This is a genomic window from Pacificoceanicola onchidii (assembly GCF_004804335.1).
Lineage (GTDB): Bacteria > Pseudomonadota > Alphaproteobacteria > Rhodobacterales > Rhodobacteraceae > Pacificoceanicola > Pacificoceanicola onchidii.
In genome coordinates this window covers 653764-675367 of sequence record NZ_SRXY01000001.1, presented here as the reverse complement: position 1 = coordinate 675367, position 21604 = coordinate 653764, and the positions used below count along the sequence as shown (strand labels likewise).

At 60.3% G+C, this 21604-nt stretch carries 25 protein-coding genes; 20 read left to right on the top strand and 5 right to left on the bottom strand.

Going from position 1 to position 21604, the window contains the following annotated elements; genetic code table 11:
* Positions 1-245 precede the first annotated feature (245 nt).
* From E4662_RS03245 to E4662_RS03230, 4 genes are all read left to right on the top strand, one after another.
* A complete protein-coding gene (locus E4662_RS03245; RefSeq protein WP_136439816.1) occupies positions 246-929 on the top strand; it encodes a hypothetical protein in 684 nt (227 codons plus the stop codon).
* 131 nt (positions 930-1060) lie between these two features.
* Positions 1061-1525 (top strand): 50S ribosomal protein L15, encoded by a 465-nt coding sequence (rplO, locus tag E4662_RS03240; RefSeq protein WP_136439815.1) that lies wholly within the window; start codon positions 1061-1063, stop codon positions 1523-1525.
* Between the two features lie 115 nt (positions 1526-1640).
* Positions 1641-3002: a preprotein translocase subunit SecY gene (secY, locus tag E4662_RS03235; protein WP_136439814.1), complete on the top strand. Its 1362-nt coding sequence runs from the start codon at positions 1641-1643 to the stop codon at positions 3000-3002.
* Complete coding sequence (locus E4662_RS03230) at positions 2999-3577, top strand: adenylate kinase (protein ID WP_136439813.1); 579 nt, start codon at positions 2999-3001, stop codon at positions 3575-3577. Before secY ends, E4662_RS03230 begins: the two co-directional genes overlap by 4 nt.
* Positions 3578-3682: 105 nt before the next feature.
* Here the strand turns inward: E4662_RS03230 and E4662_RS23990 are convergent, their stop codons facing one another.
* Positions 3683-4138, bottom strand: a complete 456-nt coding sequence (locus E4662_RS23990; protein WP_168797877.1) for a BLUF domain-containing protein — start codon at positions 4136-4138, stop codon at positions 3683-3685.
* A gap of 353 nt (positions 4139-4491) precedes the next feature.
* Between E4662_RS23990 and rpsM the strand changes: the two genes are divergently transcribed.
* From rpsM to E4662_RS03195, 6 genes are all read left to right on the top strand, one after another.
* Positions 4492-4860 carry a 30S ribosomal protein S13 gene (gene rpsM / locus E4662_RS03220; RefSeq protein ID WP_136439811.1) on the top strand — a complete coding sequence of 123 codons (369 nt, stop codon included), beginning with the start codon at positions 4492-4494 and terminating at the stop codon, positions 4858-4860.
* Between the two features lie 15 nt (positions 4861-4875).
* Entirely contained in the window at positions 4876-5268 is a 393-nt protein-coding gene (rpsK, locus tag E4662_RS03215) for a 30S ribosomal protein S11 (protein ID WP_136439810.1), read from the top strand.
* A gap of 121 nt (positions 5269-5389) precedes the next feature.
* Positions 5390-6406, top strand: a complete 1017-nt coding sequence (locus E4662_RS03210) for a DNA-directed RNA polymerase subunit alpha (RefSeq protein ID WP_136439809.1) — start codon at positions 5390-5392, stop codon at positions 6404-6406.
* Between the two features lie 75 nt (positions 6407-6481).
* Positions 6482-7201, top strand: coding sequence for an arsenical resistance protein ArsH (gene arsH, locus E4662_RS03205; RefSeq protein ID WP_136439808.1), 720 nt, complete (start codon positions 6482-6484; stop codon positions 7199-7201).
* Positions 7202-7361: 160 nt separating this feature from the next.
* Positions 7362-7784, top strand: a complete 423-nt coding sequence (gene rplQ, locus E4662_RS03200) for a 50S ribosomal protein L17 (protein WP_136439807.1) — start codon at positions 7362-7364, stop codon at positions 7782-7784.
* Positions 7785-7982: 198 nt separating this feature from the next.
* Positions 7983-8609, top strand: coding sequence for a YitT family protein (locus tag E4662_RS03195; RefSeq protein WP_136439806.1), 627 nt, complete (start codon positions 7983-7985; stop codon positions 8607-8609).
* Here the strand turns inward: E4662_RS03195 and E4662_RS03190 are convergent.
* Entirely contained in the window at positions 8606-8974 is a 369-nt protein-coding gene (locus E4662_RS03190) for a thiol-disulfide oxidoreductase DCC family protein (protein WP_240705103.1), read from the bottom strand. The two genes, E4662_RS03195 and E4662_RS03190, sit on opposite strands and share 4 nt — an antisense overlap.
* 173 nt (positions 8975-9147) lie before the next feature.
* On the opposite strand from E4662_RS03190, the gene E4662_RS03185 reads away from it, so the two are divergent.
* From E4662_RS03185 to E4662_RS03140, 10 genes are all read left to right on the top strand, one after another.
* Positions 9148-10524, top strand: coding sequence for a trypsin-like peptidase domain-containing protein (locus tag E4662_RS03185; RefSeq protein ID WP_136439804.1), 1377 nt, complete (start codon positions 9148-9150; stop codon positions 10522-10524).
* Between the two features lie 4 nt (positions 10525-10528).
* Entirely contained in the window at positions 10529-11842 is a 1314-nt protein-coding gene (locus tag E4662_RS03180) for a replication-associated recombination protein A (protein WP_136439803.1), read from the top strand.
* A gap of 93 nt (positions 11843-11935) precedes the next feature.
* A complete protein-coding gene (gene crcB, locus E4662_RS03175) occupies positions 11936-12310 on the top strand; it encodes a fluoride efflux transporter CrcB (protein WP_136439802.1) in 375 nt (124 codons plus the stop codon).
* The gene (locus E4662_RS03170) at positions 12307-13371 is read left to right on the top strand and encodes an RluA family pseudouridine synthase (protein ID WP_136439801.1); all 1065 of its coding nucleotides are present in this window, start codon (positions 12307-12309) and stop codon (positions 13369-13371) included. Before crcB ends, E4662_RS03170 begins: the two co-directional genes overlap by 4 nt.
* Complete coding sequence (locus E4662_RS03165; RefSeq protein ID WP_136439800.1) at positions 13368-14039, top strand: HAD-IA family hydrolase; 672 nt, start codon at positions 13368-13370, stop codon at positions 14037-14039. Before E4662_RS03170 ends, E4662_RS03165 begins: the two co-directional genes overlap by 4 nt.
* A gap of 4 nt (positions 14040-14043) precedes the next feature.
* A complete protein-coding gene (locus tag E4662_RS03160; RefSeq protein WP_136439799.1) occupies positions 14044-14751 on the top strand; it encodes an ATP12 family chaperone protein in 708 nt (235 codons plus the stop codon).
* A 214-nt stretch (positions 14752-14965) separates the two neighbouring features.
* Positions 14966-15982 (top strand): amino acid ABC transporter substrate-binding protein, encoded by a 1017-nt coding sequence (locus tag E4662_RS03155; protein WP_136439798.1) that lies wholly within the window; start codon positions 14966-14968, stop codon positions 15980-15982.
* A 151-nt stretch (positions 15983-16133) separates the two neighbouring features.
* Entirely contained in the window at positions 16134-17363 is a 1230-nt protein-coding gene (locus tag E4662_RS03150; RefSeq protein WP_136439797.1) for an amino acid ABC transporter permease, read from the top strand.
* A gap of 3 nt (positions 17364-17366) precedes the next feature.
* Positions 17367-18665: an amino acid ABC transporter permease gene (locus E4662_RS03145; protein ID WP_136439796.1), complete on the top strand. Its 1299-nt coding sequence runs from the start codon at positions 17367-17369 to the stop codon at positions 18663-18665.
* Positions 18666-18748: 83 nt separating this feature from the next.
* On the top strand, positions 18749-19498 hold the full coding sequence (locus E4662_RS03140; protein WP_136440237.1) for an amino acid ABC transporter ATP-binding protein: 750 nt from the start codon (positions 18749-18751) through the stop codon (positions 19496-19498).
* A gap of 50 nt (positions 19499-19548) precedes the next feature.
* Here E4662_RS03140 and E4662_RS03135 read toward each other — a convergent pair whose 3' ends face one another.
* The 3 genes from E4662_RS03135 to argB are packed head-to-tail and all read right to left on the bottom strand — an operon-like array spanning position 19549 to position 21582.
* Complete coding sequence (locus E4662_RS03135; protein WP_136439795.1) at positions 19549-20040, bottom strand: SixA phosphatase family protein; 492 nt, start codon at positions 20038-20040, stop codon at positions 19549-19551.
* A 4-nt stretch (positions 20041-20044) separates the two neighbouring features.
* Entirely contained in the window at positions 20045-20698 is a 654-nt protein-coding gene (locus E4662_RS03130; protein ID WP_240705102.1) for a ferredoxin, read from the bottom strand.
* A complete protein-coding gene (gene argB / locus E4662_RS03125) occupies positions 20695-21582 on the bottom strand; it encodes an acetylglutamate kinase (RefSeq protein WP_136439794.1) in 888 nt (295 codons plus the stop codon). Before argB ends, E4662_RS03130 begins: the two co-directional genes overlap by 4 nt.
* Between the last annotated feature and the right edge of the window lie 22 nt (positions 21583-21604).

The window sequence follows — 21604 nt, the reverse complement described above, 5'->3', positions numbered from 1 at the left end:
TATGCGCTGGACCCCCGCGTGAAATGGGAACCGGTTGGTGTGGTCTGCCGTGCGGGCCGGTCGCAGCCAAACTTCGGGCGCGCGCCTCGCTGCCCCGCTCACGCGGCGGGTGCGGCAGATTGCGGGGATATGGGGGAAAGGGGGTGATATGTCAATGCTGGAGAAATTCTGCGCGCCGGTGCGACGTTCTACAGCGCCCGGAATTCCATACTTTCGGTCAAGAGGCCGTTCGATATTCAGAGGTCATGAAAGCCCATCTGACATTCTTGGCCGGTTTGATTTTGACAGCCTCATTGCTTCTGGGCGCTTTTACCTGGGTCGCTCAAGGGGTTTCTTCTCCTGAAGACCGTGCCAGAGCGAAGAGCTACGCGCGGACTGCTCTGCAGGTCTTGTCATTGGATGCGGCGCTTGCCTACGACACGGTGGCCGAAGAGAGTTGGGGCAACGCGATGCGGTTTTGGTCCGGAGACGCGCCCTGTGTCATTGCACGGGATCACGTCCAAAAGCCGGTTTCAAATCATGGGCCGGGATGTGAAATCTTCCACGTCATCTCAGCCCAAAAGAAACGGGAGTTGCGCAGTGAGTTCCCGCTGAATTGTCTTCCTGTTCTGTCATTGCCGGTTGCCGACATGGAAGGTCACACACATTTGATCGCCGCAGCACCGGCTGCGCGCATGGATGGGTTGCAAGCAGGAAAACTAAGTTTGGAGCGCTTGGATATTATGGCTCGGGACCCGTCACGGTACGCGGGTCTATGGCAGGTTCCCAAATTCATCAAAAGCGGCGGGATGTCCCACGTTGCGATTACGCTCGTCTCCGACGTGGATTGCGGCGGGTTTCACCTGTTCGGATACCAAGTGACGGTGCCTGATCCGGTGTTGGCATATCAGCGTCTTGAGGCCGCTGACTATGTCGTTGGCATCAAGTAGACGGGGCTTGTCTCAACGCACCGACGGCGCTATACGCCCCCGGTGGTCCCTCGGGACCCGATTCACAAAACCAAGAAAAGCCGTGGTTGTCCCATTCGCTTCGGGGGGCACATCCGGCAAGGAGAAGCACGATGAAATTGCATGAACTGCGCGACAACGAAGGCGCAACCCAGCGTAAGAAACGCATTGGCCGTGGCCCGGGCTCCGGCAAGGGTAAAATGGGTGGCCGTGGTATCAAAGGTCAGAAGTCCCGTTCGGGTGTGGCCATCAATGGCTACGAAGGCGGCCAGATGCCGCTCTACCAGCGCCTGCCGAAGCGTGGCTTCAACAAGCCGAACCGCAAGTCCTATGCCGTCATCAACCTGAACATCATCCAGAAGTTCATTGATGCGGGTAAACTGGACGCAGCGTCCATCACCGAGGACAGCCTCATCGAATCCGGCGCCGTGCGTCGCAAGCTCGACGGCATCCGCGTTCTCGCCAAAGGTGAGATCACCGCAAAGGCCACCATCTCCGTCACCGGCGCTTCCAAAGCAGCTGTTGAAGCGGTTGAAAAGGCGGGCGGCTCCCTGACTGTGGCGGCTTCTGCCGAATAACGGGTTGTGAGCGGCCACAGCGCCGCTTACATAGTCCCTGAGTTTTCCAATATGAGCGCCGCCCGATGCTGGAAAACGCATCGTGGCGGCGTTTGCATTCAAAAGAGAGTCCCGCATGGTATCCGCAGTAGAGCAGATGGCCGCCAACACCAGTTGGTCGGCACTAGGCAAAGCCACAGACCTGCGCAACCGCATCCTCTTCACCCTTGGTCTTCTGGTCGTTTATCGCCTTGGCACGTTCATTCCGGTCCCCGGAATCGACGGCGCGGCGCTGCGCGAATTCATGGAGCAGGCCGGGCAGGGGATCGGCGGCATGGTGTCGATGTTCACCGGCGGGGCGCTCGGCCGTATGGGCATCTTTGCCCTCGGTATTATGCCCTACATCTCGGCCTCGATTATCGTTCAGCTTCTGACCAGCATGGTTCCGGCTCTGGAACAGCTGAAGAAAGAAGGCGAACAGGGCCGCAAGAAGATCAACCAATACACCCGCTACGGCACCGTCGCTCTGGCGCTGTTCCAGGCCTATGGCCTCGCAGCAAGCCTTGAGGCGGGTGATCTGGCCCACGATCCGGGCTGGTACTTCCGCGCCAGCGTGATCATCACGCTTGTGGGCGGCACCATGTTCCTGATGTGGCTCGGTGAGCAGATCACCGCACGTGGCATCGGCAACGGCATCTCGCTGATCATCTTTGTCGGTATCATCGCAGAAGTGCCCGCGGCTCTGGCGCAGTTCTTCGAAAGCGGTCGCTCCGGCGCCATCAGCCCGGCAGTTATCGTGGGTGTGATTGTGATGGTTATCGCCGTGATCGCCTTCGTGGTGTTCATGGAGCGCGCTTTGCGCAAGATCACCATTCAGTACCCGCGCCGTCAGGTCGGCATGAAGATGACCGAGGCGCAGAACAGCCACCTGCCGGTCAAGGTGAACCCGGCGGGTGTGATCCCGGCAATCTTTGCCTCTTCGCTGCTGCTTCTGCCTGTGACGATCAGCACCTTCTCGGGCTCCGACGCAGGGCCGATCATGTCGACGATCCTCGCCTACTTTGGCCCGGGTCAGCCGCTCTACCTGCTGTTCTTCGCCTTCATGATCGTCTTTTTCGCGTATTTCTACACGTTCAACGTGTCGTTCAAGCCGGATGATGTGGCGGACAATCTGAAGAACCAGAACGGCTTTGTGCCGGGCATTCGTCCGGGCAAGCGGACCTCCGAGTACCTGGAATGGGTTGTGAACCGCGTGTTGGTTCTCGGCTCCGGGTATCTGGCTGCTGTCTGCCTTCTGCCGGAAATCCTGCGCGGTCAGTTTGCCATTCCGTTCTACTTCGGCGGCACCTCCGTGCTGATTGTAGTAAGCGTGACCATGGACACGATCCAGCAGGCTCAAAGCCACCTTCTGGCGCATCAATACGAAAGTCTTATTCAGAAATCGCAGCTTCGCGGTAAGGGTAAGGCCCGCAAGAAAAAGGGACCCGCACGCCGATGAACATTATTCTTCTTGGACCGCCGGGGGCGGGCAAAGGCACTCAGGCTCAATTCCTCGTCGAGGATCGTGGCATGGTGCAACTTTCCACTGGCGACATGCTGCGCGAAGCGCGCACCAGCGGCACCGAGATGGGCAATCGCGTTGCGGAAGTCATGGACCGCGGAGACCTTGTCACCGACGAGATCGTGATCGGCCTGATCCGGGAAAAGCTCGAAACGGTCGATGCGCCGGGTTTCATCTTCGATGGGTTCCCGCGCACGCTGAAGCAGGCGGACGCTCTGGGTGAGCTACTGGAAGAAATGGGCAAGTCGCTCGATTTCGTGATCGAACTGCGTGTCGAGGATGAAGCTCTCGTCAAGCGCATCGTTGGCCGCGCGGAAGAAGCGGCAGCCGCCGGCAAGCCGGTGCGCGCGGATGACAACGAAGAGAGCCTGCGCACCCGTCTGACGGCGTACTACAAGATGACGTCGCCGCTGGTTGGCTACTACTACGCCAAGGGCCTCTACAGCCGTGTCGACGGTATGGCGGCGATGGAAGATGTGCGTGCCGAACTGGGTGCGCGCCTCGACGGCTAACCTAAACCAGGACGGTTGATTTGCGAAAGCCCGCGCCGATGCGCGGGCTTTTCAGTTTCCCAGTCCGTCACAACCCCAGCGCATCAGGCCTCAGCTGTCTTTGCTCTACCCGGGCAAGTCATAAAACTGCCCCCAATTCGCAGCGATGGGACGGCGTTGATCCGGGCTGATGTAGGGACGCGTCAATCGGATGAAGTGCGCGCGCTTGTCCTCAAGGCTGAAGTTGTCCTGCTCAGGGCCGAGGATCGGCGAGAAAGCTTTAGGGTTCACAGCGTCGGCATATCCCATGAGCCAGGACGAAAAACTGCGCTGCTTTGTCAGCATGACAGGTAAAACCACCATGTCCGTATGCCGAACGTCGCGTCTTATCCGGCCCATGGTTTCCACGGCGACATCGTGATGGCCTTCGAGCAGCTGGACGAAATGGTCTTCGGTTCGGAACAGGAAGCCGGTGATCTGGTTGTGGATGTTGTGGCGTCGCGCCGAGGCGAGTACGTCAAGATTGCCGCTGCTTTTGTATGCAATGCACGCGGTGCTGTAGTACAAAAACTGAGCCAGCATCGTGGACCTCCCCCGATTTTCGTTGAGTGTAATTGAATGTGGTGGCAAGTCCAGAAAGAGGCCTGATTTCGCGCGATTGGGCGCCCCACGCATGTGGTCGCTAGCGTTTGCAGGCTCGCTTCGGGCAAATGGTTCATGGGTCCCGTGAAGCCGTTGGTTTGACCGGGGTTGACGCGGCGCTCGAATTCTCCTACGCACCCGCATCTCTATACGAGAATCGTCTTTGCTTTCCGGACTTTTCGGATGGCAGATCACCTGATCAGCTTTGGCCCGGTGGCAGTATACGCCTCGGGCCTCATGTTGTGAAAAAAGGGCCTGGCATGACGGGCTCGCAACGAAAAGGAATATGACCCTTGGCACGTATTGCCGGCGTTAACATCCCGACCCACAAGCGGGTGCCGATCGCACTCACCTACATCACCGGTATCGGTCACACTTCCGCGAAAGCGATCTGTGACGCCGTGAACATCGACGCTGCGCGTCGTGTGAACGAGCTTTCCGACGCCGAAGTTCTCGCCATCCGTGAGCACATCGACGCCAACTACACTGTCGAAGGCGACCTGCGCCGCGACGTGCAGATGAACGTCAAGCGCCTGATGGATCTCGGCTGCTACCGCGGCCTGCGTCACCGCCGGAACCTGCCGGTTCGCGGTCAGCGTACCCACACCAACGCACGCACACGCAAAGGCCCGGCAAAGGCCATTGCAGGCAAGAAGAAGTAAGGGAGGTCTCCACCAATGGCACGTGATACCCGCCGTGGCGGCAAGAAAAAGGTCTCCAAGAACATCGCAGCTGGCGTTGCGCATGTGAACTCGACCTTCAACAACACCAAAATCCTGATCTCCGATGTTCAGGGCAACGCAATCTCCTGGTCCTCCGCTGGCACCATGGGCTTCAAAGGTTCGCGCAAGTCGACGCCTTACGCTGCTCAGCTCGCCGCAGAAGATGCAGGCAAGAAAGCACAGGAACACGGCGTCAAGACGCTGGAAGTCGAAGTGCAGGGGCCGGGTTCGGGCCGCGAGTCCGCGCTGCGTGCGCTGGCTGCTGCGGGCTTCAACATCACCTCGATCCGTGATGTGACCCCGATCGCGCACAACGGCTGCCGCCCGCCGAAGCGCCGCCGCGTCTAATAATTGCTACGATTATGCGAGGCCTGGTCCATTTGCGGACCCGGCCTCGCGTTTGTCTTTGATGAAACCTCGGGAGTCTGGGCCTATTGGACATGGGGCCCCGGCAGGAATGGAGGGACGCATGATCCACAAGAACTGGGCCGAACTGATCAAGCCGACACAGCTTGACATCAAGCCGGGCAACGATCCCGCGCGCAAGGCAACCGTGGTTGCTGAGCCGCTCGAGCGTGGCTTTGGTCTGACCATGGGCAACGCGCTGCGCCGCGTGCTCCTGTCCTCGCTGCAAGGCGCGGCCATCACATCCGTTCAGATCGACAACGTGCTGCACGAGTTCTCGAGCGTGGCCGGTGTTCGTGAAGATGTCACCGACATCGTTCTGAACCTCAAAGGCGTGAGCCTGCGCATGGAAGTCGAAGGGCCGAAGCGTCTGTCGATCTCCGCCAAGGGCCCGGGTGTTGTCACCGCCGGTGACATCTCCGAAAGCGCCGGCATCGAAGTGCTGAACCGCGATCACGTGATCTGTCACGTGGACGAAGGCGCCGAAGTGTACATGGAACTGACGGTGAACACCGGCAAAGGCTATGTCTCCGCTGACAAGAACAAGCCGGAAGATGCGCCCATCGGTCTGATCCCGATCGACGCGATCTACTCCCCGGTCAAGAAGGTCGCTTACGACGTTCAGCCGACCCGTGAGGGCCAGGTGCTGGACTATGACAAGCTGACCATGAAGATCGAAACCGACGGCTCCGTGACCCCGGAAGATGCCATCGCATTCGCGGCCCGCATCCTTCAGGATCAGCTGTCGATCTTCGTCAACTTCGACGAGCCGGAAAGCGCTTCGCGTCAGGACGACGACGATGGTCTCGAGTTCAACCCGCTCCTTCTCAAGAAGGTCGACGAGCTGGAACTGTCCGTGCGCTCCGCGAACTGCCTCAAGAACGACAACATCGTCTACATCGGCGATCTCATCCAGAAGACCGAAGCAGAAATGCTGCGCACGCCGAACTTCGGCCGCAAGTCTCTCAACGAGATCAAAGAAGTGCTGTCGGGCATGGGTCTGCACCTTGGCATGGATGTCGAGGACTGGCCGCCGGACAACATCGAAGACCTGGCCAAGAAGCTCGAAGACAACTTCTAAGGCCGGTCGTCGGATCGAACAGGCGGGGCGGCGCGAGAGCGTGGCCCCGTTTTTCTTTGGCCCCGAGGAACTGTGATGACGCAGGACATCCCCAACGCGCAGCTGGACATGGAGCAGTTGCACCAGCCAGATCGCGAAACGCTTTCGGCACCGCTCCGCTCAGAGCATAAGCCGCGCATTCTGTTGCTGCATGGATCGCTGCGCGCGCGCTCTTTTTCCCGGTTGGCCAACGAAGAGGCTGCGCGGATTCTGCATGCTTTGGGCTGCGAGACGCGGGTGTTCAATCCCTCCGGGCTGCCCTTGCCGGACGATGCCGAGGCCGATCATCCCAAGGTGCAGGAACTGCGCGATCTGGTGACTTGGTCCGAAGGCATGGTTTGGTGCTCGCCGGAACGGCATGGCTCCATGACCGGCATCATGAAGACCCAGATTGACTGGATCCCCCTATCGCTCGGCGCGGTGCGTCCGACGCAGGGAAAGACGCTGGCCTTGATGCAGGTTGCGGGTGGTTCTCAGAGTTTCAACGCAGTCAACCAGATGCGGGTTTTGGGGCGCTGGATGCGCTGTTTGACCATCCCGAACCAAAGCTCGATCGCCAAGGCCTGGCAGGAATTTGACGATGAGGGCGGCATGAAACCCTCTGCCTATTACCGGCGAATCGTTGATGTGATGGAAGAGTTGGTGAAGTTCACGCTGCTGACCCGTGACCTCAAGGATCACCTGACAGATCGCTACAGCGAACGCGTTGAAACGGCAGAGAAATTGATGGCGCGGGTCAATCAGCGTTCGATCTGATCGGGTCTTGCTCTTATCCGGAGATTCGGCTAACCACGCGCATCCGCGAAAGGGACCCCTTTTTTCGGTTGGGCCAACCGGCCCCAAGGAGAGCGGCCGACACGCAGCGGTTGCCAGACAAAGCAAAACCGCCCGTAGAGGGCACATTGGAGTAAGACACATGCGTCACGCAAAAGGCTACCGTCGCCTGAACCGTACCCACGAGCACCGTAAGGCGCTCTTCTCTAACATGGCTGGCTCGCTGATCGAGCACGAGCAGATCAAAACGACCCTGCCCAAAGCCAAAGAACTCAAGCGCGTCATCGACAAGCTGATCACCCTCGGCAAGCGCGGCGACATGCACGCCCGCCGTCAGGCCGCTGCACAGCTGAAAGAAGACAAGGACGTTGCCAAGCTGTTCGAAGTCCTCGGCCCGCGTTACGCCGAGCGTCAGGGCGGCTACTGCCGCGTTCTGAAGGCTGGCTTCCGCTACGGTGACATGGCCCCGATGGCCATCATCGAGCTGGTTGACCGCGACGTCGACGCCAAAGGCGCAGCCGACAAGGCGCGCGTTGCTGCCGAAGACGCGGCCGACGCGGAGTAATCCGACCTCTCGGATGACAGTTTCAGGCCCTGCCGATCCCGGCGGGGCCTTTTCTTTTGCGGGCCAAGCCGCGTGTCTGCTGAGTTTTGCATCACACGGGTCTTCTTAACGGATTTGCCGCAGCCTGCGGGGTCAATCTCACTTGCTCATTGACGGATTCAGGCCTACCGCGAAGACATCCAATCCGGGAGCCAGAGCATGTCCCTGCGCCTATCCATTTTCGACATTCAGGGCCTCGTCTTCGGCATTGTTGCGACCAGCCTGGGCGTTGTTTTCCTCAAGGCTGCGGGACTTGTGACCGGGCAAACTGCCGGGATCGCCCTGCTCTTGTCGTACGTGATGCCGCTGGAGTTCGGGCCGCTCTTCTTTGCAATCGGCGTGCCGTTCCTGATCCTTGGGTTTCTCAAACGCGGTGCTGATTTCGCCTTCCGGACCACCTTGGTCGTGGTGGGGATATCGGTTCTGTCGCAGTATCTTGGGCAGGTTGTTCTGTTTGAGCGGCTCGACACGTGGGTTGCCGCGTTGCTGGGGGGCATGTGTTCGGGAATGGGGCTGATCGCGATTTTTCGTCATAACGCCAGCGCTGGCGGCATGACGATTGTCGGGATCATTCTGGAGCAGAAAACAGGGTTCAAGGCTGGATGGTTCCAACTGGCCGTAGACGCATGCGTCTTCGCCGCTGCGGCGTTTGTCCTGTCGGGAGAGCAATTGCTCTACAGTTTGCTCGGCGCCCTGATCACCAACTTCGCGATTGTCTGGAACTTCGACGTGGCGCAAAGCCAGACCGGGCGGCCGGGGTACGGACGTGCGCAGCCCAAGGGTTAGACCAGTTGCCGGGCACGGCGGCGCAGGTGGCGCGCATAGATAATCCGGGCGAGAACGTGGGTATAGAACCCTGAAGCAATGGGCCGGATGATTGGCAAACGGCCAATCCGGGCCATCCACCGATAGCGCGGCATTTGTTCCCAAAGGATCAGGAACGCGTCAAAGCCGGCGTAGAGCTTTCCATCGTGGATCACGTGCAAAAGCCGCGCGGCCTGATCCTCGGTCACGCCCCACAGCGACAGGTCAACTGTGTTGAGATCATCGAAGGCCAGGGGAAGATCCTGATCCTGAGAATACTCCGCATAGTGACAAATCTCCGCGTTACAGACGGGGCAGTCCGCATTGTAGAGGGTGCGCGTTTGCATTTGATCAGATGGTTTGGTCATAACAAAGAGATAGGCGCGCCGGGGCCGCTTTCCAGCGGACAAGGCGTCGCAGAAAACGTGCAAGCCCTCGTGGCTGCGTGAGTTGCTCTGCGCACTTGCGTTCTCGCGCCCAGCGGCACATATCGAAAGGCACACCGTTCGGGAGCTTTGTCATGCGCCGCGCTATTTTCGCCCTCATTTGCCTGTGTCTGCCGCTGACCGCCGCCGCGCAAGAAGTCCCTCAATCGCAAACTCAAATCCAGCTCAGCTTTGCTCCTCTGGTCAAGGAAGCGGCGCCTGCGGTGGTCAACATCTACGCACGCCGCGTTGTCCAATCGCGCAGCCCTTTTGCGGAAGATCCGTTTTTCCGGAACTTCTTCGGGGATTTGCAACGTCGTCCGCGGGTGCAGAACTCGCTGGGGTCCGGTGTCATCCTGTCACAGGACGGCATCGTTGTGTCCAACTATCACGTTGTGGGGCAAGCAACCGACATCCGGGTTGTTCTGAACGATCGGCGGGAGTTTGACGCCAAGGTGCTGCTTGCTGACGAGCAAACCGACCTTGCCATTCTGCAATTGCAGGATGCGGCGGATGACATGCCGTTCCTGACCCTGCGCGACAGCGAGAGTGTCGAAGTGGGTGAATTGGTGCTGGCGATTGGCAACCCCTTTGGCGTGGGCCAGACGGTGAGCAGCGGGATCGTCAGCGGGCTGGCGCGGACCGGGACAGCCACCGGCAATGGCAGAGGCTATTTCATTCAAACGGACGCGCCGATCAATCCGGGCAACTCGGGCGGGGCGCTGATCGATGTTGCGGGCCGCCTGATCGGTGTGAACACCTCCATCCTGACCCGCTCCGGCGGCTCCAACGGGATCGGCTTTGCCATTCCTTCGGCGATGGTGCGGCAGTTCGTGATGCAGGCGCGGGCGGGCGAGACGCGGTTCCAGCGCCCCTGGGCCGGTATGACGGGGCAACCGGTGGATGCCGATATCTCGGACAGCCTTGGCCTGTCTTTGCCCGGCGGCGTTGTGGTTGTGCAGATGCATGAGGCCAGCCCCTTTGCCGCTTCCGGACTTGAGGTCGGGGATGTGATCCTGTCCGTGGATGACGCGCCGGTGAACACGCCGCCGGAGATGATCTACCGCATGTCAGTACGGGGGATCGGGGAAGAGGCCACCGTTTCGTACTTTCGGGACGGGTCCGAACAAACAACAACCGTGGTGATGATGCCGCCGCCGGACACGCCCCCGGCGGAGCGCACCACGCTGGATGACAGGTCAGTGCTGCCCGGGCTCAGCCTTGCGCGGGTGAACCCGGCTGTGAGCGCGGAGCTTGGTCTTGGGCCGCAGGCGGCGGGGGTGGTTGTGCTGGACCCCGGCCCGTTTGGCGCGCGCGCGGGGCTGCAAGCGGGAGACATCCTGCTCGCGATTGACGGCTTTGAGATCACCAGCCCCGGTGAAGTGAACCGGGCTCTGCGCCGCGCCGCGCCGCGCATTCAGATTGATGCGCAACGGGGCAACCGGCGATTGCTGCTGCGGTTCCGGGTGTAACGATTTGGCGGATCTGTTTGACACACCGGGCGCAGACGCCTCTGACAAAGCGCCTCGTCCGCTGGCGGACCGTTTGCGGCCGCAATCGCTTGGCGATGTGATCGGACAGGAGCAGGTGCTTGGCCCCGAGGCCCCGCTTGGCGTGATGCTGGAGGCAGGCACGCTTGGCTCGATCATTTTCTGGGGGCCGCCGGGCGTGGGAAAGACCACCATCGCTCGGCTTCTGGCCGACGCGACGGACCTGCATTTTGTCCAGATCAGCGCAATTTTCACCGGCGTGCCGGATCTGCGCAAAGTCTTCGAGGCGGCCAAGCTGCGGCGCAAGACGGGGCAGGGGACATTGCTCTTCGTCGACGAAATTCATCGCTTCAACAAGGCGCAGCAAGACGGGTTCCTGCCACATATGGAGGATGGGACGATTCTGCTTGTTGGCGCGACAACAGAGAACCCATCGTTTGAGCTGAACGCGGCGCTTTTGTCCCGGTCGCAGGTTCTGGTTCTGGAACGGCTCAGCCTCGCTGACCTGGAGCGTCTGGCACAGCGCGCGGAGAAAGACCTCGGGCGCGCCTTGCCGCTGGATGGCGCTGCGCGCGAAGCCCTGCTGGAGATGGCAGACGGTGATGGGCGCGCTTTGCTAAACCTCGTCGAACAGGTCATGAGCTGGACGGTGAAGGACAAGCTCAACACCGATGGCCTCACCAGCCGCCTGATGAAGCGCGCAGCCCAGTATGACAAGTCCGGGGATGGGCACTACAACCTGATTTCCGCCCTGCACAAATCGGTGCGCGGCTCTGATCCGGACGCGGCGCTCTACTGGTTTTCGCGGATGCTTGAAGCCGGTGAGGACCCGCGCTTTCTCGCTCGGCGCATGACGCGTATGGCGGTTGAAGACATCGGCCTTGCGGACCCGCAGGCGCAGGCGGTTTGCCTCGACAGCTGGAACACCTATGAGCGGCTCGGCAGCCCCGAAGGCGAATTGGCCCTGAGCCAAGCGCTTGTCTACCTCGCGCTCGCCCCGAAATCGAACGCCAACTATGTAGCCTATAAGGCCGCGCGAAAGGCGGCGAAGAAAACCGGCTCCCTGATGCCGCCCAAGCATATTCTCAACGCGCCGACCAAACTGATGGAAGAGCAGGGATACGGCGCGGGCTATGCCTATGATCATGATGCCGAGGACGGCTTCTCTGGTCAGAACTATTTCCCGGACGAGATGAAGCGCGAGCAGTTCTATGACCCCATAGAGCGGGGTTTCGAGCGCGATCTGAAAAAACGCGTCGACTACTTTGCCAAACTGCGCCGCGAGCGGAACAAGTCCTGACTGTCCGCGTCTTCTTGGCCCAAACGCCAGCATTCCAGCGGTGCGGCGCGCGCGATCCTTGACAATAGGGGCGTCACACGCGAAGGCACGCGCATGACACCGCTCCTGCAAGTTGCTCTCGGCGGCGCCCTAGGCGCCAGTGGCCGCTATCTGACCGGCCTTTGGGCCGCGCGTCTCCTTGGGAAGGATTTCCCATGGGGTACGTTGATCGTGAACGTGGCGGGTTCCTTTGCCATGGGCGTGATTGTTGTGGTGCTTTTGCACCTGACAGACAATCGGTATGCGCCGCTGTTGATGACCGGCGTGCTGGGAGGGTTCACCACCTTTTCGGCGTTCTCGCTGGACGCGGTCACGCTTTATGAGCGCGGTGCCGTTGCGGTTGCTGCGGGCTACGTGCTGGCCTCTGTCGTTCTATCCATCGGCGCATTGTTCGCCGGTCTTCTGTTTGCCCGGAGTATCGTCACATGAGCCGCGTTCAAACCGTCACTGTTGGCCCCGGCGATGGGGATCAGCGCCTTGATCGTTGGTTCAAGCGGCATTTCCCGCATGTCGGTCAGGGGCGCATCGAGAAGATGTGCCGCAAAGGTGAAGTCCGCGTAGATGGCGCCCGTGCCAAAGCTTCGACGCGTGTTGAGGTTGGCCAACAAATCCGCGTGCCGCCCTTGCCGGAACCCGCACAGGTGGCCGCCGAGCAGGCAGAGCGCGCCGCGGAGGCCAAGGCGACGGTGAGCAAGGCAGATGCCGCGATGATCCAATCATGCGTCATCTATCGCGACGATCATGTCATCGCGCTGAACAAGCCGCCGGGCTTGCCGACGCAGGGTGGCAGCAAGCAGACCAAACACGTGGACGGCCTCGCCGAGGCGCTGAAGTTCGGGTATGAGGAAAAGCCCAAGCTGGTCCACCGTCTGGACAAGGACACCTCGGGTGTTCTGCTGCTGGCGCGCACGCGTGAGGCGGCCCGTGGGCTGACAGCGGCGTTGCGGCACAAGGAAACGCGTAAGATTTACTGGGCGCTCGTCGCCGGCGTGCCCACGCCTTACCTTGGTGAAATCCGCTTTGGCCTTGTCAAAGCGCCCGGCCACGGGCGCTACGGCGAGGGCGAAAAGATGATTGCCGTGCATCCGCGCGACATGGACCATACGCCGGGGGCAAAACGGGCGCATACGCTTTATGCCACGCTGTATCGCGTCGCCAGCCGTGCCGCCTGGGTCGCGCTTGAGCCATTGACCGGGCGCACACATCAGCTTCGCGCGCATATGGCCGAGATTGGCCACCCAATCATCGGCGATGGTAAATATGGTGGCTCCGGTCAGGAAAACCTTGGCGACGGCTGGGGCGCGCAGCTTGGGGGCGTGATTTCCAAGAAGCTTCACCTACACGCACGCACAATGGGTTTCCAGCATCCGGTGACCAAGAAACCGATCGTGATCGACGCGCCGCTTCCGGAGCATATGAAACAGAGCTGGGACACGCTTGGCTGGGAAGAGAGTTTCGCCAACGAAGACCCCTTCGAGGCGCTGCATTGACCGATTTGAAGCTGGTGATATTCGATGTCGACGGCACGCTCGTCGACAGTCAGGCGGATATTCTGGCCTCAATGGAGGCGGCTTTTTCCGCCGAAGGATTGGAGACGCCCGGCCGGGACGCTGTTCTGGGGATTGTTGGTCTCTCGTTGGATCAAGCAATGGCCAAACTGGCTCCCGAGCAGGACGCGGAGACACTTGGTCGACTGGTCGAGGCCTACAAGGACCGCTATGCGGCGCTGCGTATGTCGGGCGGCGCTCAAAGCTCGCCGCTCTACCCGGGGCTGTTGGACCTGCTGCGGTCTCTCAATGCCAGAGATGACATCCTGCTCGGCGTCGCGACTGGCAAATCGCGTCGCGGGCTGAATGCCCTGATCGACAGCCTGGACTTGCGCGGGTTTTTCGTCACGACGCAGGTCGCGGATGATCACCCGTCGAAGCCGAACCCTTCGATGGTGCTGCAAGCTCTTACGGAAGCGGGCGTCGAGGCGACGAATGCCGTGATGATCGGCGATACCAGTTTTGACATGGACATGGCGCGCGCCGCGGGCGTGCGCGGAATCGCGGTTGGCTGGGGGTATCACCCGGACGAGGCGCTTGCGGGTGCGGACGTGCTGGTGCATGACGCCGCCGCGCTCGAACGCGCGATCCTGACTTTGCTTGGAGAATAAACGCATGGCGGAATGGGCCCCGAAACGCTTTTGGCAGAACGCGGGTGTCGCCACGACAGAGGGCGGCTGGACCATCACGTTGGATGGCCGCGGGGTGAAGACCCCTGCGAAAACAGCACTTGTCGTGCCGACGCAAGCTCTGGCCGAGGCGATTGCGGCGGAGTGGCAGGCTCAGGAAGACAAGGTTGATCCGGCAACGATGCCCTTTACCCGGACCGCCAACAGCGCGCTCGACAAGGTGGCGGTCCAACACGGCGAAGTGGCCGATATGCTCGCAGCGTATGGGGACAGCGATCTGCTGTGTTACCGCGCTGATGGTCCCGAAGGGCTGGTTCAGCGTCAGATTGAGGCATGGAATCCGCTGCTCGATTGGGCCGAAACGGCGCTGGGCGCGCGGCTTGAACCGCGTGTCGGGGTGATTCACGCGCCGCAGGATTCGACCGCTTTGGCCCGTCTTTCAGCTCAGGTTCACGCGCTTGATCCGTTTGGACTGGCGGCGTTCCACGATCTTGTGTCTTTGTCGGGTTCTCTCGTGCTTGGATTTGCCGTAGCGGAAGCTCACCTCAGGGCTGAAGACGCTTGGTTGCGTTCGCGCATCGACGAGACGTGGCAGGAAGAGCAATGGGGCGAAGATGAAGAGGCCAGTGCCCTTGCAGCCTATAAAAAAGGCGAGTTTCTTCACGCCGCCCGCTTCTTTGCCCTGACGCGTTGACTCGGCAACCAATTTGAAAAACGCTCTGCTTGCTTGACCGGCATCTGCTCACTTCTTTGGCGGTTTCCCCGGCAAGATGGCTTGACGTTCTGGCGGAAATTCGCCCACACTCACGCTCATAGGGCGCACACTCGCGCTCTAGACCGATAACTGTCCGACTTGTGGGCAGAAAGAAAACCGCCCAACGTGGCGGACAAAACAGGAAGAGGTAACTATGAAAAAAACCGTAATCCTTGGCGCACTGACCGTTGCCGGCCTGACCGCCACAGCAGCAGCCGCCGCGACGCTCGACGATGTCAAAGCGCGTGGCAAGCTGAACTGCGGTGTCACCACCGGCCTTGTAGGGTTTGCCGCGCCGGATGCGAATGGTGAATGGGATGGCTTCGACGTCGGCGTATGCCGCGCGGTTGCAGCCGCCGTTCTGGGTGATGCGTCGGCTGTTGAATTCGTTCCGACAACCGGCAAAACCCGCTTCACCGCGCTCGCATCGGGCGAGATCGACATGCTGGCCCGGAACACCACCTGGACCTTCAGCCGTGACGTCGACCTGAAGTTCGAATTCGTCGGCATCAACTACTACGATGGTCAGGGCTTCATGGTTCCGAAGGAACTGGGTGTGTCCTCCGCGAAGGAACTGGACGGCGCGACCGTCTGCATCCAGACCGGCACCACCACCGAGCTGAACCTCGCGGACTTCTTCCGCGCCAACAACATCAGCTACGAGCCGGTTCCGATCGAAACCAACGCCGAAGCGCAGCCGCTGTACCTCGAAGGTGCCTGCGACGTCTACACCACGGACGCCTCCGGCCTTGCAGCCACCCGTGCCGCCTTTGAAGATCCGTCGGCCCACGTGGTTCTGCCGGAAATCATCTCCAAAGAGCCGCTCGGCCCGCTGGTGCGCCATGGCGACCACGAGTGGGGCGACATCGTGCGCTGGACCCTCAACGCACTGATCGCGGCCGAGGAACTGGGTGTGACCGCTGCCAACATCGGCGAAATGTCCGGTGGCACCGACAACCCGGAAATCAACCGTCTGCTCGGCTCCGAGGGTAACCTCGGCGAGATGCTCGGCCTCGACGCTGACTGGGCGATGAAGGCGATTTCCGCTGGCGGCAACTATGCAGAGCTCTTTGAAGCCAACATCGGCGAGAGCACCGCAATTGGCCTGTCGCGCGGTCTGAACGCGCAATGGACCGACGGTGGCCTGCTTTACAGCCCGCCGTTCCGTTAAACGAACTGAGGGAGAGGGCGCGGACACACCGCGCCCTCTTTCCCTTTCGGCGTTGCAACGCACGCTTCCAAAATAAAGAGAAATCCCGCCGATCCCGAAGAGTGCGAAAAGCACCGAAAATGGGACGAGCGGTGAAAACAGGGATACCCTTATGTCGACGCTCTCCGACCCTCCGGTCGAGTCGTTTCGGCCTTCACAGCTGATCAACGACACGCGCTATCGGTCCTACACGTTTCAAGTTATCGCACTCATCTGCCTTGTTGGGCTCTTCGGCTATCTGTTGAGCAATCTGTTCCAGAACCTGGCCGATGCTGGTTTGAACATTTCCTACGAATTCCTCGCCGAACCTGCCGGGTATGACATCAACCAGCGCTTGATCGAATACCAAAGCCAATCCACGCATTTGCGCGCTTCCATTGTCGGGGTGCTCAACACGCTGTTGGTGGCGGTTGTCGGCTGTGTGCTGGCAACGATCATCGGCGTTGTCGTCGGCGTTCTGCGCCTGTCGAAGAACTGGCTGATCTCCAAGGTCATGTCGATCTACGTCGAGATCTTCCGCAACGTGCCGGTTCTGATCTGGATCCTGATCGTTATGGCGGTCTTCGTCGCGGTGCTGCCGCAGCCGAGAGACTTCCGGGGCGAGAACGCCGAAGCGTCCATGTTCCTTGATCTTTTCGCCTTTACAGGGCGCGGGTTTAACCTGCCGATGCCGTATTTCACGGCGGAATGGGCTTCGGGTGGCACCGGTTGGCTTGTGGTGATCGCGCTGATCGTCGCAGCGATTTTTGGCACACGCATGATTGGCACCCGCGCAACCGCGCAGCAGGAAGCCACCGGTGTACGCCCAAAGACCTGGCAGTTCACGCTGGGGATCTGGGTTGTTCCGATGCTGATCGCATTTGTGGTCATGGGCCTTGCCTGGGAAATCCCTGAACTCAAGGGGTTCAACTTCAAAGGCGGCATCTTTGCCCGGAACAGCTTCATCGCACTGACTTTGGCCTTGTCGATCTATACGGCGGCCTTCATCGCGGAGAACGTCCGTGCCGGTATCCTTGCCATCAGCAAAGGCCAGACCGAAGCGGCGGCCAGCCTCGGCCTTCGTCCGCGCCGGATCATGAACCTTGTGATCCTGCCGCAGGCCCTGCGCGTCATCATCCCGCCGCTGATCTCGCAGTATCTGAACCTGACCAAGAACTCCTCGCTCGCCATCGCGGTGGGCTACATGGACCTGACCGGCACGCTGGGCGGTATCACGCTGAACCAGACCGGTCGCGCCATCGAATGCGTGCTCTTGCTCATGCTGTTCTATCTGACGATCAGCCTCGCCATTTCGGGGATCATGAACGTCTACAACAATTCCGTGAAGCTGAAGGAGCGCTGATCCATGTCTGACCAACAGGCTCAATCCGTCGCTTTTGTCCGCGACACAATGCTCCCGCAGGAAGCGCCGCCGGCCTCTCAGACCGGTCCGGTGAAGTGGGTGCGGGACAACCTTTTCCCTGACGTCTTCAACGCGGTTCTGACTTTGATCGCGCTGTTCTTCATCTACAAAATCCTCGCCGGTTTCCTGCCGTGGCTCATGGGCGGTCTATGGACTACCGCGAGCCTCGCCGAATGCCGCGAGATCCTTGATGGCGCGACGGGCGGCTGTTTCTCGGTTCTGACCGAACGCTGGAACCAACTCCTCTTCGGCTTCAAGTACCCGCCGGATCAATACTGGCGTCCGACACTGGCCTTTGTGATGCTCTTCGTCGCTGCTGCGCCTCTACTCTTTGCCATGTATGTCCCGAGCAAGGTGCTCTACTTCACCGCGCTCTACCCGTTCATTGCCTTCTGGCTGATCTGGGGCGGGACCATCGTAGTACCGCTGGTGGCGTTGCTTGGCTTCATCGTTGGCTACATGGCCTTCAAGAAAGTGGAAGCCGCAAGCTTTGCCGGGGCGCTTGGCGCGGCCATCGTGTCTGCCGCCGTCGTCTGGTTTGTTGGCGGTTTCCTGAGTGATGCGATGTCCGGTGTTCTGGCTCTGCCAGAGGTGCCTTCGCGCGACATGGGCGGCTTCATGCTGAACTTCATCCTCGGGGTTGTCTGCGTGTCGCTCAGCCTGCCTATCGGCATTCTGTTGGCGCTGGGTCGTCAGTCGGACATGCCGATCATCAAGTGGATATGTGTTGTCTTCATCGAGTTCATCCGCGGCGTGCCGCTGATCACCTTGCTCTTCGTGGCAAACGTGGTTCTGGCCTACTTCCTGCCGCCAGGCACCACCTTCGATTTGATCCTGCGCGTGATCATCATGATCACCATGTTCTCCTCGGCCTATATCGCCGAAGTGATCCGGGGCGGCCTCGCTGCCCTGCCAAAGGGTCAGTACGAAGCGGCGGACAGCCTTGGGCTCGACTATGCGCAATCCATGCGGCTGATCATCATGCCGCAGGCGCTGAAGATCTCGATCCCCGGCATCGTCAACGTGGCGGTGGGCCTGTTCAAGGACACCACGCTGGTTTCGGTTATTTCGATGTTCGACCTTGTGGGCATGATCCGCGGGCCGATCCTCGCCTCGACTGAATGGAACGGCGTGTACTGGGAGCTTTGGGGTTTCGCGATCCTGATGTTCTTCCCCGTCTGCTACGGCATTTCGCAATATTCACAGTGGCTCGAGCGCAAGCTTGCCACCGATCATCGATAACGCGCTCAAGCAGCGAAAGCGGTAGCGCAAGAAAAGGAGTGGAAGATATGAGTGACGTTCTTCCCGAAACGCACAATGTTGAAATGACGGTCTCGGATGAGATCGCAATCACCATCGAAAACATGAACAAGTGGTATGGCACATTCCATGTGCTGCGCGACATCAATCTGACCGTTAATCGCGGTGAGCGGATTGTTATCGCGGGGCCGTCCGGCTCCGGTAAGTCCACGTTGATCCGCTGCATCAACGCGCTTGAAGAGCACCAAAAGGGCGCGATCACCGTTGATGGCACACTGCTGTCTTCGGACATCAAGAACATCGACAAGATCCGCTCCGAGGTCGGCATGTGCTTCCAGCACTTCAACCTCTTCCCGCATCTGACGATCCTTGAGAACTGCACTCTGGCGCCGATCTGGGTGCGCAAGATCCCGAAGAAGGAAGCTGAAGCCACGGCAATGCACTTCCTTGAGAAGGTGAAAATCCCGGATCAGGCGCTGAAGTACCCCGGTCAGCTGTCCGGTGGTCAGCAGCAGCGTGTGGCCATCGCCCGCTCGCTGTGCATGAAGCCGCGTATCATGCTCTTTGACGAGCCGACCTCGGCGCTTGACCCGGAGATGATCAAAGAGGTGCTCGACACCATGGTTGAACTCGCCGAGGAGGGCATGACGATGCTCTGCGTGACCCACGAGATGGGCTTTGCCCGTCAGGTGGCGAACCGCGTGATCTTCATGGACCAGGGCCAGATCGTTGAACAGAACGAGCCTGAGGAGTTCTTCAACAACCCTCAGAACGAGCGGACAAAGCTCTTCCTGAGCCAAATCCTCGGACACTGAAACAGAGAAAGCCCCCGAAGAACTTCGGGGGCTTTTATTATGGGCTGGCGTTATTCAACGAGATCGCGCGGCACGATGTAATCGGCCACCTTTCCGGACCCAAGTTGCAATTCCGTCCAGTGATCGATGTCAAAATCCACCACCAGTGTCGCGCCGGTTGGGCAGAAGTCGAACTTCGGATGGTTCGGCGGTGATTTGACGATGCTGCTCATCAGGATCCCGATCCCGGGGTTGTGCGCTAGCACCAGGACCGTGTCGCCCTTGGTCGTATCAAACAACAGATCGAGAATCGTTGCCGGAGCTGCGTTGTAGAGCGCGCTGAGGTAGTTCACGGGCGCGTCGAGCGCGCTTCGTTTGAGTGTTTCTTTTGTGCGTGCCGCATCCGAGCAAAGTACACGGTCCGGCGCGTAGCCTTTCTCGTGGAGCCAGTCTCCCAGAGCCTTGGCAGACCGTTGCCCACGGGCATTCAATGGGCGGGCGTGGTCCTCGAGATCGAAGGACCAGTCGGATTTGGCGTGGCGCATCAGGATCAGGCGTTTCATGGCGCTACTCTTCCAGAAAGGCCGCCATGTGAAAAGCCGATTGCGCAGGGTCCCGGCGGAAATTACGGGAGACGGGGCACGCGCGCCGCACCAGGCATCCCGAAACACATCCCGCCCCTTCCGCAGAGCGCATATGCGCCTTGCAGGCCGGGATGTCGTAGTCCTGATCCTGCCCCAGAGCGCCGGCAGGGCAGGCGGTGGTGCAGGGCGCCGGACAGTCTGTGCAAGGGGATTCCGAGAGTGTCCGCGGCTTCAGTTTGAAGGGCAATGCGACGGCCCCGCGATAGCTGACAAACAGCCCTGCCTCAGCCTGTACCAACAGTTGCACGGGCGACGACCACGCCTGTCCGCTGTCCAGCGCCCAGCGGAAAAAGGGTGGGTAGGGCGGACCATCAGAGGGGAAAAGCCCGACTCCACCCCATTCCGAGGCGAACTCTGTGATGATGCGTTTAGACCAGCGATCCAGCGGATCGGGTGCGTTGTCGGAGTACTCTGCAGACGTCGCAAAACGACGCCAGAACGCCGGCTCATCCGGTCCCAGAAGCACCACGGTCTCGGTGCCTTCTGGCACGCTGTCTCCGGATTTTGGAGCGGTCAGGCCCCGCACGCACAGGCCGAAGGCATGCGCGGCATTTTCGATCTGCTCCAGCGTGGTCAAGAGGCCCGCGGCGGCAAGTCTGGTTTGCGGATCAGCGAGCCGGAGCCATGCTCTGTAAAGAGTTCCAGCAAGCAGGCGTTCGATACGCGCCCGTCAATGATGACAACGCCGCGCACGCCTTCCTCGATGGCCTTGAGCGCAGTTTCCGTCTTTGGGATCATGCCGCCAGCGATTGTGCCTTCTTCCGTCATGCGGCGCACTTCGTCCGGGGTCAGTTCCGTAACAACTTCGCCGCCCGCGTTCTTGACGCCTTTGACGTCCGTCAAAAGCAGCAGGCGATCGGCCTTAAGCGCCCCCGCCAGCGCGCCCGCGGCTGTGTCGCCATTCACGTTGAAGGTCTCGTTTTCGTTGGTGCCAGTCGCGACCGGTGCGACGACCGGAATGATCCCGGCATCAAACAGATCGCGCAGAACTTGCACGTTCATCTCGACCGGCTTGCCGACAAAGCCCAGTTCCGGATCGTCCGCCTCGCAAACGATCAGATCATCATCCTTGCCGGACAGGCCAACCGCGCGTCCGCCCTGATCCATGATCGCCTGAACAATGCGTTTGTTCACAAGGCCGGTCAGAACCATCTCGACCACCTCCACCGTGGCCTGATCCGTCACGCGTTTGCCGCGCACAAACCGCGATTCGATGTTCAGACGCTTCAGCAGATCGTTGATCATCGGCCCGCCACCATGCACCACAACCGGGTTCACGCCAACCTGTCGCATCAGGACGATATCACGGGCGAACTCCGCCATCGCATCCGCATCGCCCATGGCATTGCCGCCAAATTTCACGACGACAATCGCGCCGGTGTAGCGTTGCAGGTAAGGAAGCGCCTCGGACAGCGTCCGGGCGGTGGCAATCCAGTCGTGGTTCATGTTCTGCTTTCTCATGGAGTATCCCTGCGAGGATCGG